We start from the raw sequence: 14,353 nt of genomic DNA on the forward strand, positions 1-14,353 counted from the left end.
AGCAGGAGCCGATCATGGAAGCCGTCCTCACCCCCTCGCGCCGCACTTCGGTGCCGCCCGCCGCTGACACCGCGATCCTCACCCTCACCGTCGCGGGGCAACTCTGCGGCGTGCCCGTCATGGGGGTGCGCGACATCCTCGGCGCGCAGGTCATCACGCCCATCCCGCTTGCACCCCCGGAGGTGGCGGGCGGGCTCAACCTTCGCGGGCGCATTGTAACCGCGGTGGATCTGCGCCGGCGCCTCAACCTGCCAGCGCGCGAGGCGGGTGCGCCGCCGCCGATGAGCGTGGTGGTGGAGGGTGGAGGCGAGCTCTACGCGCTGCTGGCCGATTCGGTCGGCGACGTGCTGGCCCTGCCGGAAGCGGGGCTGGCGCCCAACCCGCCGACGCTGGACCCGCTATGGCGTGAGGTGTGCGCGGGTGTTCACCAGGACGTACCGGGCGGCGACGATGCAGGAACGGCGCGGCTGCTGATCATGCTGGACGTCGAACGCGTCCTCGATATCGGCTGAGGGGAGAAGCGGGGATGCTCGACTGTCTGGTGGTCGACGACAGCCGCACGGTCAGACGGGCCGCGCGCCGGATGCTGGAGGCACGCGGCTTCGCCGTGCGCGAGGCCGAGGACGGGCAGCAGGCGCTGGATGCCTGCCGCGCGGCCCTGCCGCGGCTCGTGCTGTTGGACTGGAATATGCCGGTTATGGACGGCATCACCTTCCTGCGCCACGCGCGGGAGGAGTTCGGGCCGGACGAGCCGCAGATCATGCTCTGCACGACGGAGAGCGACTTGTCCCGCATCGTGGCGGCGCTGGAGGGCGGCGCGCAGGAATACATCATGAAGCCGTTCGATGATGCGATCCTCGCTGGCAAGCTCAATGTGCTGGGGCTGCTGCCCGACGAGGCCGCATGAGCGCTGCGTATTCCGGCGCCCCGCCCCAAGGACCGGGCAGCGGTTCCGTTGCACGCCGCGTGCGCGTGATGCTCTGCGACGACAGCGCGACGGTGCGGGGGATCCTCTCGCGGTTGTTGGGCGAGGACCCGGCGATCGAGGTCGTGTCTCGGGTGGGTGATGGGCGGCAGGCGCTCGATGCGCTGGCCTCTGCTCGGCCGGACGTGGTGCTGCTGGATCTCGAGATGCCGGTCATGGACGGCATGACGGCATTGCCGCTGTTGCTGCGCGCCGAACCGCGCCCCGTGGTGATCGTGGCGAGCGCGTTGACACAGCGCGGGGCTGCCGCCGCCATGGCGGCGCTCCGGGCCGGCGCGTCGGACTACATCCCCAAGCCTGGCGCGAGCGGGGGCGGGGCAATGGACCCGGCCTTCCGCGCCGAGCTGCTGGAAAAGGTGAAGGGCTGGGCCCGGATGCGGCGCCCGCCCGCCGTGTCTGCTCCTCCTGCGGCACTGGCCGTCGCACGTGCCAAGACGGCCGCGCTGCGCAGCGCAGGCGCGCCGGGGCTGGTGGCTGTCGGGTCCTCCACGGGCGGGCCGCAGGCGCTGGCCACCTTCTTGCGCGCGCTGGTACCAGCGCCGCCGGTGCCGGTCGTCATCGTGCAGCACATGCCGGCAGGCTTCACAACGATGCTTGCGGACCACCTGAACCGGGTAGGTCCGCTGGAGGTGGTGGAGGCCAGGGATGGCGAGGCGCTTCGGGCCGGGCACGCGTATCTGGCGCCAGGCGACCGGCACCTGCTCGTGGAGCGCACCCCGGCAGGGCCCGTGGTTCGGATGCGCGACGATCCGCCGGAGCATTTCTGCCGACCCGCGGTCGACCCGATGCTGCGGAGCGCCACCAAGGCCTTCGATGGCCGCGTGCTGGCGGTGATCCTGACCGGCATGGGGCAGGACGGGCTCGCAGGGTGCTGGGCCCTGGCCGCGGCGGGTGGCACGGTGCTGGCGCAGGACGAAGCGTCCTCTGTGGTGTGGGGGATGCCGGGAGCGGTGGCTCGGGCCGGGATCGCCCGGGAGCTGCTGCCGCCGGAGCGGCTTGCGGCGCGGGTCGCGGCGATCGTGGCGGAAGCGGGGAGGTTGGCATCGTGAGCGCAGCGGCATTCGAGACGATCGCGGCGCTGGTCCGCACCCGTGCGGGCATCGTGCTGGGCGCGGACAAGGGCTACATGCTCGACACGCGCCTGGGCGGGCTGATGCGGGAGCAAGGGATCGCCAATCTCGACCTCCTGGCGGCCAGGTTGCGCGCGCCAGGGGCGGAGCGCCTGGCGTCGGCAGTGACCGAGGCTCTGACGACCAATGAGTCCTTCTTCTTTCGCGACGGCAAGCCCTTCGAGCACCTCAAGCGCGTGTTGCCGCGCATCGCGGCCGCGCGGGGCGCGACGCATCGGCTGAAGGTGCTTTCGGCGGCCTGCTCCACCGGGCAGGAGGCTTATTCGGTGGCTATGGTGGCGGAGTCGCTCGGCCTGCTGCAGCGCCTGGAGGTGGTAGGGACGGATCTGAGCACGGAGGTGGTCCGGCGCGCGCGAGAGGGCGTCTATTCCCAGTTCGAGGTGCAGCGCGGCCTGCCCGTGCAGATGCTGGTCAAGCACTTCAAGCAGGAAGGCGGGCAGTGGCGCATCGGGCCGTCGCTGCGCGGGGTTGTGCGCTTCGACACCGGCAACCTGCTGACCGACCTGCGCCATCTTGGCAGCTTTGACGTGATCTTCTGCCGCAATGTGCTCATCTATTTCGATGCGCCGACGAAGACGCGGGTGCTGGCAGCGCTCGCAGATCGGCTTGCCCCGGATGGGGTGCTCTATCTCGGCGGGGCGGAAACGGTGCTTGGGCTGACCGACCGCTTCGCCATCATCGAGGGGGAGCGTGGGGTCTATGCCCCGGTGTCGCGGATGGCCATGGCCGGGTAGGCGGGGCGACATCCACGCGTGCCCGCCTCTGGCTAACAAACGGATCCGGGCGGTTCCCTTCTCCTGTTCGGGGAAGGGACCGCTCGGGATGGTCGTGCGGTGGTCGCCTGGGCGCGGTGAGCGCGCGCTAGGCCGCCTGACTGGCCGGGGCGGTGTGGGGCATGAGGCCGGACGGGCTGCGGAGCGGCGCCGCGGCCGGGTCGCACAGCACGTAGCCGCGGCCCCAGACGGTACCGATGAGCTCGTCGCAGCCGGCCTGGGCGAGTTTCTTGCGGAGCTTGCAGATGAACACGTCGATGATCTTCACCTCCGGCTCGTCCATGCCGCCATAGAGGTGGTTCAGGAAGGCTTCCTTGGTCATCACCATGCCCTTACGGAGGGTGAGGAGTTCGAGGATCGCGTATTCCTTGCCGGTCAGGTGCACGGGGCGGCCCGAAACACTCGCCTCGCGGGCGCCCAGGTCGAGGGTGAGATTGCCGACCGCGACATTCGGCTGAGCGAAGCCCTTGGCGCGGCGGACGATCGCCTGGATGCGGGCGATCAGCTCCTGGCTGTCGAAAGGTTTGACGATGAAGTCGTCGGCGCCGAGGCCGAAGCCTTTCACCTTCGCGCCCGGACGGGAGAGGCCCGAGAGGATGAGAACTGGCGTGTTCTGCCGGGCGGCGCGAAGCCGGCGGACCACCTCGTAACCCTCCATGTCCGGCAGCATGAGGTCGAGGATGACGATGTCGTAGTCGTAGAGGCGGGCCAGTTCGAGGGCCTCCTCTCCGGTATCGGCCGCGTCCACGATCATGCCTTGAGTCTTCAGCATCAGCGTTACGCCGCGGGCCGTGGTCAGGTCGTCTTCCACCAGCAGGACACGCATCGTTCGTTCTCCTCTCGTTCCCCGCGCATAAGGACAACTTCTGCGCGAGTATTGAAGGGGTCTTTTCACCTCTTCGATGTATTAAGATGTGAGACGGAGGATCAAAAAATGATTAAGGATCCAAAGGGTTTCATGCAGCGCGTGCAGGCAGTGAGAAGACATTCCAACGAAGACAATGGATTATACCACTCCGGGCGGGTGCAAGCAGTGACCGGACTGTCGATGGAAGTTGTCGGGCTTCACCCAAGTCCTGCAATCGGAGATTGTATAGAAGTCCGTGGAAAGTCTCGCGCTACGATACAGGCGGAGATAATTGCGATGCGTGATGGTGTGGCCACCGCGGTGGGCCGCTATGGACTCGAGGGACTCGGTGTGGGCGCACGGGTGGAGGATAGCGGTCCTCTCTCGCTTCAGCCCTGTCAGGCCTGGCTGGGACGGGTGCTAGACCCTACCGGCCGCCCCATGGACGGTCGTGGCCCGCTGCCACGCGGATCCCTCTCGCGGCCTCTGCGTGCAGCGCCGCCTGAGGCCGGTACGCGCGCACGCCTCGGGCCGCGGGTCGATCTCGGTGTTCGAGCCATGGATGCCTTTGCCACCTGCCGGCGCGGTCAGCGCCTCGGCCTGTTCGCGGCTTCGGGCGTCGGCAAATCCAGCCTCATGTCCATGCTTGCGCGCCATGCGGATTGCGACGTCGCCGTGATCGGGCTGGTTGGCGAGCGCGGACGGGAGCTGCGCGAGTTCATCGAGGACGATCTGGGCCCGACGGGCATGGCGAGGGCAGTCGTGGTCTGCGCGACCTCGGACGCGGCGCCGCTGATGCGTCGGGACGCGGCCCTGGCGGCCATGACAGTCGCGGAGCACTTCCGGGACGAGGGCAGGCGCGTGCTGCTGATGATGGACAGCGTGACCCGCTTCGCCATGGCGCTGCGCGAGATCGGCCTCTCGGCCGGGGAGCCGCCGGCGACCCGCGGCTTCCCGCCCAGCGTCTTCGCGGAGCTGCCGCGGCTGTTGGAGCGGGCGGGGCCGGGGCCGGAGGGCTGCGAGGGCTCCATCACCGGCCTCTTCACCGTGCTGGTGGAGGGCGACGACCACGACGAGCCGGTGGCGGACGCCGTGCGCGGCATTCTGGACGGGCATGTCGTGCTGGACCGCCGCATCGGCGAGGGGGGGCGCTACCCAGCCGTGGATGTGCTCCGAAGCCTGTCGCGCACCGTGCCGGGCTGCCTGGAACCGCCGGAGCGGGCGATCCTAGGCCGGGCGCGGAAGATCCTCTCGGTGCACCGGGACATGGCGGACATGGTCCGGCTGGGCGCCTATCGCGCCGGCAGCGATCCGGCCGTGGACGAAGCGGTGCGGCTGGCGCCGTTGATCGAGGATGTGCTGCGCCAGGGCAAGGACGAGCCCGGCACCGTTGAGGGTGCCTTCGCGGCGCTGGCGGCGGTGATGGCGCCCACCGCATGAGGCGCGGCCGGGACGCGCTGGCAGTGCTCGCGCGGCTGCGCGGGATCGCGGTGATGGAGGCACGCCGCAGCCTGGCCGAGGAGGCAACGGCGTACGCCACCGCCGAGGAGCGGGAGCGCAGCACGGCGCAGGCGCTGCGTGACGAGGCGCGGCATGCCGGGGCGGAGTATGCGGCTTGGCTGCCCCGCGGTCTGGCTCTGCGCGAGGCTGCGGGCGGTGCGCTGCGAGTGGCGGAGGGGCGACTGGCTGAGGCGACGGCCGCGCTGGCGGATGCGCGAGCAGCGGAGCGCTCGGTCGAGCGGCTGGCGGAGTTGCGGGAGGAGGAGGCCCGCCGCCTGCTCCAGCGCGCCGAGCAGCGCGCGCTGGACGAAGCAGGCGCGCGCGGTGCTCGACGCAAGGGCAGGACGGAACGGTAGTGCTCCGCCGTGGTCAGTCCGGCCAAGCCTCGTCCCCGGGCGTGCTGCCGCCGGGCGGGATGGGATCGGCGGCCATCGCGGCATCCAGCAGGTCGGGGGCCTTGCCTATCGCCTCGTAGAGCTCGGCATATCTGCGAATGACGAAATAGACGGGCTGCACGTCGTCGATCCGGTAGGTGCTGCGGAGGACACGGGCGAGGTCGAAGCGCAAGCGGCGCGGCGCGGCCGAGAGGGCATGCAGTGTCTCCGTCCGGGAGGAGAGGATACCGGCGCCATAGGCGCGCAGCCCGCCCTGGCCGCCGCTCTCGGCGATCAGGCCGAACTCGACCATGAACCAGTAGAAGCGCGCGAGCGGGGCGAGCTGACCGCGCTTCTCGGCACGCAGGCCGAGATGGCCATAGGCCTCCAGGAAGTCGGCGTAATCGGGCTGGGTCAGCAGCGGAACATGGCCGAGAAAGTCGTGGAAGATGTCGGGCTCGACGATGTAGTCGAGCTCCTCCGGCTTGCGGATCCAGTGCGTGACGGGGAACTGGCGCCGCGCGAGCAGGGCGAAGAACTGCGCGTCGGGCAGAAGGCCGGGGCAGGGGACGAGGCGCCAGCCGGTCGCGGCGTGCAGGATGGCCGAAGCCTCCTCAAGCGTGGGGATGGCGGTGTCGCAGCCCAGCCGGTCCAGCCCGTCCAGCCAGGCGGCGGCGGCACGGCCGGGATAGATGGCGCGCTGGCGGACGACGAGGGTGCGCCAGGTTTCGTGGTCGGCCTCCGAGCGCGGCGCCAGAACCGCCTTGGGCAGGGTGCCGTCGGCGAGGGCGCGGTCGTAGTCGCCGCGCAGGCCGGTGGGCAGGGTGGCGGTGCCGATGATGCCGCCGGGCTGAATGCTGCCTTCCACGGGTCGTCTCCACATCTTGTCGTTGCGAACAGGCTATCCCTGCCCGCCCGGTGGTATTTGGCTGTTCTTTGCCGCTTTCGGGCTAGGATCGACGGCAAATCACTCACGCAGGGCCCTCCCATGGTGAAAGACGCTCCGGTTCTCGATGCGGCCGATCGGCGCATCCTGCGCGCGCTGCAACGGGATGGCCGCCTGCCCGTAGTGGCCCTGGCCGAGCAGGTCGGGCTTTCACCCACCCCCTGCCAGCGGCGCCTGCGCCGGCTGGAGGAGTCCGGGGTGGTGGCGCGCTATGCCGCCGTGCTGGATCCGGCGCGGGTGGGGCTGCCGTTGCAGGCCTTCGTGCTCGTCGCCCTGTCGAGCCATGCGGAGGAGGTGGTGGCCGGGTTCCAGAAGGCGCTCTCCGCCCGGCCTGAGGTGCTGGCGGCTTATGCGATGAGCGGGGAGATGGATTACCTGCTGCATGTGCTGGCCGCGGATTTTGAGGCTTATGCCGACTTTGCCATGAAGGCGCTGCTGCGCATGCCCGGGGTGAAGGAGACGAAATCCTCCTTCGTGCTCAGCGCGCTGAAGCCGCCCGGCGAGGTGCCCGTCTGACCTCGGCACCAGCTCCGGTGCGGACGGGCGGCTAGGCGGCCTTTGCTTCCTCACGCGCGTCATAGACGCTCTGCGCCTTAAGCACCGCCCCGATATGCGCCTCGGCCCAGAGGCGAAGGGCATCCACCGTCGCTGCGAGGGTGCGGCCGAGCGGGGTGAGCGCGTACTCGACTGTCACGGGCACGGTGGCGAAGGCCGTGCGTGTGATCAGCCCGTCGCGCTCCAGCCGGCGCAGGGTCTGGGAGAGGACCTTCTGCGACAACCCGTCCACCGCCCGACGAAGCTGGTTGAAGCGCCGTGGCTGTTCAGCGAGCAGGCCGAGGATCAGCACCGTCCATTTGTCGGCGATGCGGTCCAGCACCAGGCGCGTGGGGCAGGCCTGGTCATAAGTGTTGGGCTGCATTCACGGTCCTCGCCGGTTTCCTGCAGGTGACCAGGGCACTGCAAAGTGCCTTCTTACCACCAGAGGCCCGGGTTGATACCTGGTTTCCATCGGAAACCTACGGACGGAGACCAAGATGAAAATTGCCCTGATCGGCGCTACCGGAAACGCCGGCTCCCGCATCCTTACGGAGCTGGCCCGGCGCGGACATGCCGTAACCGCCATTTCCCGCAACCCTGCCGGGGAGGTTCCTGCCGGTATCACGGCGGTGGCGGGGGATGCGGGCGAACCTGATGCGCTCGCCAACCTGCTTACCGGGCATGATGCCGTGGTCAGCAGCATCCATTTCGCCGCCAGCGACCCGGAGAAGCTGATCGGCGCCGTGAAGCGGGCCGGGCTGCGGCGGTATATCGTCGTTGGCGGCGCGGGTAGCCTGGAGGTGGCGCCGGGCCAGCGCCTGGTCGATGCGCCCGACTTCCCTGCAGTCTACAAGACGGAAGCCCTGGCCGGGGCCGCTTTCCTCGACCGGCTGCGGCAGGAGGACGGGCTGCACTGGACCTTCCTGTCGCCCTCCGCACTCTTCGTGCCGGGCGAGCGCACCGGCCACTTCCGGCTCGGGGGCGACCAGCTCCTGGTCGATGCCAAGGGGGAGAGCCGGATCTCCTTCGAGGACTACGCGATCGCCCTCGCCGATGAGTTGGAGAGCCCGAAGCACATCCGCCAGCGCTTCACCGTCGGCTACTGAATGGACCCGGTCCGGACGGCGATCTAGCCTTCCCTGCAACAGGGAATGGAGGATGCGGTGGCCCGGATCGGTTTCGTGGGGCTTGGCAACATGGGGGCGCCCATGGCGCGCAACCTGGTGCGGGCCGGGCATGAGGTGGCCGTTTTCGACCTCTCGGCCGAGGCGATGGGACGGGTGGAGGAGGCGCGCGCCGCCGGGTCCGCCGCCGATGCGGCAGCGGGGGCCGGCTTCGTCATCACCATGCTCCCGGCCGGCCGCCATGTGCGGGAGGCTTGGCTGGGCGAGGGCGGGCTGGTCGCGGCCGCCGCGGACGACGCGGTGCTGCTGGACTGCTCGACCATTGATGTCGCCACCGCGCGCGGGGTGGCCGAGGCTTCCGGCCGCATCTTCCTGGACGCGCCGGTCTCGGGCGGCGTCATGGGCGCCGAGGCGGGAACGCTGACCTTCATGGTGGGCGGGCCGGAGGAAGGCTTCGCGCGGGCGGAGCCGATCCTGCGCGCCATGGGACGCACCGTGGTTCATTGCGGCGCGGCCGGCGCTGGTCAGGCCGCCAAGGCCTGCAACAACATGCTCCTCGCCGTCAGCATGATCGGCACCTGCGAGGCCTTCGTGCTGGCCGAGCGACTCGGCCTCTCGCATGAGGCGCTGTTCGAGGTGGCCTCCAAGTCCTCGGGCCAGTGCTGGTCGCTGACCACCTACTGCCCCGTTCCCGGGCCGGTGCCGGCGAGTCCTGCCAACCGGGACTACCGGCCGGGCTTCGCGGCGGGCCTGATGGTGAAAGACCTCGGCCTGGCGCAGCAGGCAGCCTCCGACACCGGCGCGGCCACGCCCATGGGCGCGCGGGCACTGGAGCTGTACCGGCGTTTCCTGGACGAAGGCGGCGCGGAAACCGACTTCTCCGGCATCATCCAGATGCTTCGTGCGCTGCCGGTCGCGGCCGGCGACTGACCTCTTCAGCGGGTCGGCCCTGCGGGCCGGCCGACCCCGCTTCACACCGCGAAACCCCTCACCCTCCGCCCGGTTGTGCCGCTGTCGCAGCCGATCGGGGCGGCGGGGGAGGAGGGCGTCCGGAGCCGGGCGTCGCGCACTGAGTTCATGACACTTGATCAGGGTCTGGCGTTCGGGCTGATGGGCGTGACCATCGCCCTCTTCCTCTGGGGGCGCTTCGCCTACGACGCCGTGGCGCTGGCGGCCCTTCTGGCGGGCGTGTTGATCGGGGTGGTGCCGGCCGGGAAGGCCTTCGAGGGCTTCGCGGACGACGTGGTGGTGATCGTCGCCGCGGCGCTGGTCATCAGCCATGCCGTGGCCAAGTCCGGTGCGGTCGAGACGATCATGCGGCCGGTGACGCCGCATCTGCGGACGGCCGCGGTGCAGGTTCCCATCCTCGCCGCCTGCACCATGCTGCTGGCGATGGTGACGAAGAATGTGGGCGCGCTGGCGATCATGATGCCGGTCGCGCTGCAGCTCGCGCGCCGCACGGGCACGCCGGCCGCGGCGATGCTGATGCCGATGGCCTTTGCGGCGATGGTGGGCGGAGTGGTCACGCTGGTGGGCACGGCGCCGAACATCATCATGTCCCGCGTGCGGGGGGAGCTCACGGGGCAGCCATTCCGCATGTTCGACTACACGCCGGTCGGGCTCGGCATCTGCGTCGTGGCGCTGCTGTTCCTGGCGGTCGGCTGGCGGCTGCTGCCGGGCGGGCGGCGAGGCGCCTCCTCGATGGAGGCTGCCTTCCAGATCGGCCAGTACACGATCGAGGCGCGGCTGCCGCAGGAGGGCGATGCCGTTGGCATGACCGTGGCCGAGCTGGAGGCGCTCTCGGAAGGGGAGGTGCGGGTCTCCGGCATCCTGCCGGCCAAGGCGGGCGGGAACGCCACCGCGGTGCCTTCCGGAGCGCTGCCGGCCATCACCGATCTGACTGCGCCGCCCGCGCCCGAGCGGCGGTTGGAAGCTGGAGAGGCGGTTCTCCTTCGCGGGGAGCCCGAGGATCTCGAGCGGCTCGTCGCCCGCGCCGGGCTGGAGCTCGACGAGGACCGGTCTGTGCCGGACGATCCGGAGACGGACGAGGATGACCAGAAGGTGGTCGAGGGCGTGGTCACCGCGGAGAGCCCGCTGGTCGGGCGCACCCCTGCCGCGATGACGCTGCGGAGCCGCCACGGCGTCTCTCTCCTCGCGGTGAGCCGAAAGGGCGAGCAGCAGATCCGGGAAAGCCTGTCGCAGCTGCGGCTGCGGCGCGGCGACGTGGTGCTGCTGCGCGGCCTGGCCGCGACGATGCCGGATAATCTCGGCGAGCTTCGCGTGCTGCCGCTGGCCGAGCGCGGCATGGCGCTGGGCCGGGGCCGGCGGTCCTGGATTCCCTTGGGCGTGCTGGCCGCGGCCATGGCGCTGGTGGGTCTTGGGCTGGTGCCGGTGGGCATCGCTTTCTTCGGCGCGGTGGTGGCGATGCTCGCCTTTCGCGTGATGACCACGCGTGAGGCCTATGAGGCGGTGGATTGGCCGGTGGTGGTGCTTCTCGCCGCGCTGATCCCGGTGAGCGGCGCGATCCAGCACACCGGCGGGACCGACCTGCTGGCGGGATGGCTGACCGGGGCGGTGCAGGAGCTGCCAGCCATGGCCGCGCTGGCCGTGACGATGCTGCTCGCGATGGCGGTGACACCCTTCCTGAACAACGCCGCGACCGTGCTGGTGATGGGCCCGATCGCGGCGACGCTGGCGGGCAAGCTGGGCCTGAACCCGGACCCATTCCTGATGGCGGTCGCGCTGGGGGCGGCGAGCGACTTCCTCACTCCTATCGGGCACCAGTGCAACACGCTGGTGATGGGGCCGGGTGGCTACCGCTTCGGGGACTACGCACGGCTGGGACTGCCGCTCTCGATCCTCGTTGTGCTGGCGGGGGTGCCGCTCATCGCCTTCTTCTGGCCGCTCGCCCCGCATTGAGAGGCGCCGGATTCAACGCCAGCGGCGGTGCATCCACAGCCACTGTCCGGGATGCTCGCGCACCCAACCGGCAATGACGTCGTTGATGGCCTGGGTCGCTGCCGCGACGTCGATCAGCCCTTCCGCGTCGCGCGGCATAGGGATTGGGTCGGTCAGCTCGAGCTGGAAACGGCCGCCGGGCAGGCGGATGGCGCGGGCGCCGCGCACTGGGCAGTCGAACCGGCGCGCGAGGTTGGCCAGAAGCGGGTTGGCCTGGGCGGGGCGGCCGAGGAAGTCCACGGTCGGGCCGCGGCCGAAGCGCTGGTCCACCACCATGCCCACCACCGCGCCCCGCTGCAGCGCCTTGGCCAGCTTCGTGGGCGCGGTGATTCCGGCGGGGATCAGCTCGCCCATCATCCCCTTTCGGAGTTGCAGGATGTGGTCGGCAATCGGGCGGCTGTTGGGGGTGCGATAGAGCACGGCGGCGTCCAACCCGTGCTTGGCTGCGGCGACGGCCGGTAGCTCCCAGTTCGCCAGATGGGCGGCGAAGACGAGCACGGGGCCGCCGCTCTCGCGAAGTGCCGCAAAGCGGTCGAAGGTTGCGTCGTCCACCTGAATGCGCGCCTTCGGATCCCGGGCCTCGGTAAGGTCCCAGATCGTGCCGATATGGCCGTACTCGAAGGCGACGCGGCCTAGGTTGTCCCAGGCCTGGTCCGCGATATCGCGGTGCCAGGCCGGGCTTTCCTCCGGGAAGCTGGCCGCGATGTTCGCCATGGCCACGCGATGCGCGGAGGTAAGGGGCCCCAGGCGCCGCGCCAGCGCCGCGCCGAAGCGCGGGCCGCGATCGGGGCCGAGGGCGCGCGGGATGGCGAAGCCGGCAGCGGTGAGTGCGGCGAGCGCCGCCTCGGCCGGGCCGCCGCCCTTCTTTGCGCGGCCCACCTTTGAACCGCCGGAAGCCATGGCTAGAGCGTGACCACAATCTTGCCGAAGACGCGGCGGCTTTCCAGCCGATCCAGCCCCTCGGCGAAGTTCTCCAGCGGGATCACGCGGTCCAGCACCGGCGTCATGCCGCCGGCCATCTTGGCGAGGCCGTCGGCGACGTTGCGCATCGAGGCACCGAAGCTGCCGAAGATGCGGAGCTGGCGCTGGAAGATCATCATCAGATTCGTCTCGGCCGAAACGCCCGAGGTGGAACCGCAAGTGACAAGGCGCCCGCCCATCCGCAGAGCGAGCAACGAGCCGGACCAGGTGCTGGCGCCCACATGCTCGAACACCACGTCCACGCCCACCTTGTTCGTCAGCCGGCGGGCGATGGAGGCGAAGTTCTTCTCGTTGTAGTTGACGGCGTGGTCGGCGCCGAGCGCGAGGGCCTTGGCGCACTTCTCGTCGTCGCCGGCGGTGGCGATGATGGTGCAGCCCAGCGCCTTGGCCTCCTTGATGGCGACCGTGCCGATGCCGGAACCCGCGGCATGGATGAGGATGGTCTCGCCCGGCTGCAGGCGCGCGTTATCGAAGAGCATATGCTCGACAGTGGAGAAGGTGATGGCGGCGCAGGCGGCGTCGTTGCTCGTCACACCATCGGGCACGCGCACCAGCAGGCGCGCCTTCTGGTTCACCAACTCCTGCGCGAAGCCGTCCAGGTGGAAGCCCATCACGCCCGAGACGTTCTCGCAGAGGTTGTCGCGGCCCTCGACGCAGGCGCGGCAATGGCCGCAGGTCTGCGCGCCATAGGGGGCAACGCGGTCGCCGACCTTCCAACCCTGTACGCCCTCGCCCAGCGCGACGATCTCGCCCACTGCTTCCGCGCCGACACAGATGGGCAGCTTGCGTTGGGTGAAGGCCATGCCGCGCCAGCCCCAGACATCGATGTGGTTCAGCGCGACGCCGTGCATCCGTAGCTGCACCTCACCGGGTGAGGGCGGCGGCGGCTTGGGGAGGTCCTCCAGCCGCAGGTCACGGTCACCATGGAGGCGAAGGGCGCGCATCAGGCCGGTTCTCCGGACAGGACCAGGCAGACATTCTGGCCGCCGAAGCCGAAGGAGTTGGAGAGAACGTGGCGCACCCGGGCATCGCGCGCGACATTCGGCACGACGTCGAGCGTGATGCTCGGATCGGGCTCGTCGTGATTGATGGTGGGCGGCAGGCGCCCGTCGCGGATGGTGAGCAGGGAGAACACGGCCTCCAGCGCCCCGGCCGCGGAGAGGGTGTGACCGATCATGCTCTTGTTGGAGGAGATCGGCGGCGCGCTCTCGCCGAAGACGGCGCGCATGCCGAAATTCTCCATCTTGTCGTTCTCCGGCGTGCCCGTGCCGTGGCCGTTGACGTAGGAGATGTCGCCGGGCTCCAGGCCCGCATCGGCCAGTGCGTTCCGCATCGCGCCGACGATCGCTCGGCCATCGGGGTTGGAGCGGGTGCGGTGGAAGTTGTCCGCGCGCTCGCCGGCGCCGGAGACGAGGCCCATGATGGTGGCGCCGCGCGTCTTTGCCGCCTCGTAGCTCTCCAGCACCAGCGCGCCGGCGCCTTCGGACATCACGAAGCCCGCGCGGTTCTTCTCGAAGGGGCGGGAGGCCTTGGTGGGGTCGTCGTTGCGGGTAGACAACGCGGAGAGAAGCGAGAAGCGGATCAGCGCTTCCGGCTGCACGGTGCTATCAGCGCCCAGTGCGATGCAGGCATCGCACTCGCCGCGCTGGATCGCCTCGACGCCGAGCTGGATGGCGGTCGCGCCTGTCGCGCAGGCCGTGGTGACGGAGATGGGGGCGCCGCGCGTGCCGAAGCGCGCGGCCAGGCGCTCACCCACGCCGCCATAGAGGAAGGTCTCGTACACGTCGCCCCGCCCCGCGGCCTGCTTCGTCATCGCAGCATAGGAGGGGTCCGCCGCGCGGCGGGCGAGGTCGAAGCGCGTCGGCCACTCCACCTCGACGGGCGGCATGCCCAGAAAGAGCGGGCCGGGGAAGCTGCCAGGGCTGCCAAGAGCGGCCTCGCTCAGCGCCTCCTCGATCGCCATGCCGGCCATGCGCTCAACCCGGACAGGGCTGGTAAGGCCCTCGTCATTCGGGAGGTCAACGGTGCCGGCGATGGTGGTCTTCAGGTGGTCGGTCGGGAAGCGGGTGATGCGGCGGATGCCGGACTGCCCGGCCAGCAGACGCGCCCAGTTGTCCTGCACGCCGAAGCCGAGCGAGGTGACGGCGCCGATCCCGGTGACGGCAACGAGGGGGCGGCCGAGATGGTCGCGCATGGCA

At 70.2% G+C, this 14,353-nt stretch carries 16 protein-coding genes; 10 read left to right on the forward strand and 6 right to left on the reverse strand.

Annotated elements, in window-relative coordinates; all coding sequences use genetic code 11:
* Nucleotides 1–14 precede the first annotated feature (14 nt).
* Genes ACVBD7_RS03025 through ACVBD7_RS03040 form a run of 4 tightly spaced genes read left to right on the forward strand, consistent with a single transcriptional unit; the run spans nt 15 to nt 2,849 of the window.
* The gene (locus ACVBD7_RS03025) at nt 15–512 is read left to right on the forward strand and encodes a chemotaxis protein CheW (RefSeq protein ID WP_458096039.1); all 498 of its coding nucleotides are present in this window, start codon (nt 15–17) and stop codon (nt 510–512) included.
* Nucleotides 513–526: 14 nt separating this feature from the next.
* The gene (locus ACVBD7_RS03030) at nt 527–907 is read left to right on the forward strand and encodes a response regulator (RefSeq protein ID WP_458096040.1); all 381 of its coding nucleotides are present in this window, start codon (nt 527–529) and stop codon (nt 905–907) included.
* Nucleotides 904–2,034, forward strand: a complete 1,131-nt coding sequence (gene cheB / locus ACVBD7_RS03035; protein WP_458096041.1) for a chemotaxis-specific protein-glutamate methyltransferase CheB — start codon at nt 904–906, stop codon at nt 2,032–2,034. Before ACVBD7_RS03030 ends, cheB begins: the two co-directional genes overlap by 4 nt.
* Nucleotides 2,031–2,849, forward strand: coding sequence for a CheR family methyltransferase (locus ACVBD7_RS03040; protein ID WP_458096042.1), 819 nt, complete (start codon nt 2,031–2,033; stop codon nt 2,847–2,849). Before cheB ends, ACVBD7_RS03040 begins: the two co-directional genes overlap by 4 nt.
* 127 nt (nt 2,850–2,976) lie before the next feature.
* Here ACVBD7_RS03040 and ctrA read toward each other — a convergent pair whose 3' ends face one another.
* Nucleotides 2,977–3,714, reverse strand: coding sequence for a response regulator transcription factor CtrA (ctrA, locus tag ACVBD7_RS03045; RefSeq protein ID WP_458096043.1), 738 nt, complete (start codon nt 3,712–3,714; stop codon nt 2,977–2,979).
* A gap of 132 nt (nt 3,715–3,846) precedes the next feature.
* Between ctrA and ACVBD7_RS03050 the strand changes: the two genes are divergently transcribed.
* On the forward strand, nt 3,847–5,175 hold the full coding sequence (locus ACVBD7_RS03050; protein ID WP_458097623.1) for a FliI/YscN family ATPase: 1,329 nt from the start codon (nt 3,847–3,849) through the stop codon (nt 5,173–5,175).
* The gene (locus ACVBD7_RS03055; RefSeq protein ID WP_458096044.1) at nt 5,172–5,591 is read left to right on the forward strand and encodes a hypothetical protein; all 420 of its coding nucleotides are present in this window, start codon (nt 5,172–5,174) and stop codon (nt 5,589–5,591) included. The genes ACVBD7_RS03050 and ACVBD7_RS03055 overlap by 4 nt, the downstream gene beginning before the upstream one ends.
* Nucleotides 5,592–5,604: 13 nt before the next feature.
* On the opposite strand, the gene phhA is transcribed toward ACVBD7_RS03055, so the two are convergent.
* The gene (gene phhA, locus ACVBD7_RS03060; RefSeq protein ID WP_458096045.1) at nt 5,605–6,477 is read right to left on the reverse strand and encodes a phenylalanine 4-monooxygenase; all 873 of its coding nucleotides are present in this window, start codon (nt 6,475–6,477) and stop codon (nt 5,605–5,607) included.
* Between the two features lie 120 nt (nt 6,478–6,597).
* Between phhA and ACVBD7_RS03065 the strand changes: the two genes are divergently transcribed.
* The gene (locus ACVBD7_RS03065; protein WP_458096046.1) at nt 6,598–7,071 is read left to right on the forward strand and encodes an Lrp/AsnC family transcriptional regulator; all 474 of its coding nucleotides are present in this window, start codon (nt 6,598–6,600) and stop codon (nt 7,069–7,071) included.
* 31 nt (nt 7,072–7,102) lie between these two features.
* Here ACVBD7_RS03065 and ACVBD7_RS03070 read toward each other — a convergent pair whose 3' ends face one another.
* Nucleotides 7,103–7,474 carry a winged helix-turn-helix transcriptional regulator gene (locus ACVBD7_RS03070; RefSeq protein ID WP_458096047.1) on the reverse strand — a complete coding sequence of 124 codons (372 nt, stop codon included), beginning with the start codon at nt 7,472–7,474 and terminating at the stop codon, nt 7,103–7,105.
* 115 nt (nt 7,475–7,589) lie between these two features.
* On the opposite strand from ACVBD7_RS03070, the gene ACVBD7_RS03075 reads away from it, so the two are divergent.
* From ACVBD7_RS03075 to ACVBD7_RS03085, 3 genes are all read left to right on the forward strand, one after another.
* On the forward strand, nt 7,590–8,198 hold the full coding sequence (locus ACVBD7_RS03075; RefSeq protein ID WP_458096048.1) for an NAD(P)-dependent oxidoreductase: 609 nt from the start codon (nt 7,590–7,592) through the stop codon (nt 8,196–8,198).
* A 57-nt stretch (nt 8,199–8,255) separates the two neighbouring features.
* The gene (gene mmsB / locus ACVBD7_RS03080; protein WP_458096049.1) at nt 8,256–9,146 is read left to right on the forward strand and encodes a 3-hydroxyisobutyrate dehydrogenase; all 891 of its coding nucleotides are present in this window, start codon (nt 8,256–8,258) and stop codon (nt 9,144–9,146) included.
* 147 nt (nt 9,147–9,293) lie between these two features.
* Nucleotides 9,294–11,135 carry an SLC13 family permease gene (locus ACVBD7_RS03085; RefSeq protein WP_458096050.1) on the forward strand — a complete coding sequence of 614 codons (1,842 nt, stop codon included), beginning with the start codon at nt 9,294–9,296 and terminating at the stop codon, nt 11,133–11,135.
* Between the two features lie 12 nt (nt 11,136–11,147).
* Here the strand turns inward: ACVBD7_RS03085 and ACVBD7_RS03090 are convergent, their stop codons facing one another.
* From ACVBD7_RS03090 to ACVBD7_RS03100, 3 genes are read right to left on the reverse strand one after another with little or no spacing between them, the layout of a single operon-like run.
* Nucleotides 11,148–12,053 (reverse strand): lipid A biosynthesis lauroyl acyltransferase, encoded by a 906-nt coding sequence (locus ACVBD7_RS03090; RefSeq protein ID WP_458096051.1) that lies wholly within the window; start codon nt 12,051–12,053, stop codon nt 11,148–11,150.
* Nucleotides 12,054–12,076: 23 nt separating this feature from the next.
* On the reverse strand, nt 12,077–13,099 hold the full coding sequence (locus ACVBD7_RS03095; RefSeq protein WP_458096052.1) for a zinc-binding dehydrogenase: 1,023 nt from the start codon (nt 13,097–13,099) through the stop codon (nt 12,077–12,079).
* Nucleotides 13,099–14,349 carry a beta-ketoacyl-ACP synthase gene (locus tag ACVBD7_RS03100; RefSeq protein WP_458096053.1) on the reverse strand — a complete coding sequence of 417 codons (1,251 nt, stop codon included), beginning with the start codon at nt 14,347–14,349 and terminating at the stop codon, nt 13,099–13,101. Before ACVBD7_RS03100 ends, ACVBD7_RS03095 begins: the two co-directional genes overlap by 1 nt.
* Nucleotides 14,350–14,353: the final 4 nt, after the last annotated feature.

It is taken from the genome of Roseomonas sp. WA12 (assembly GCF_054165765.1).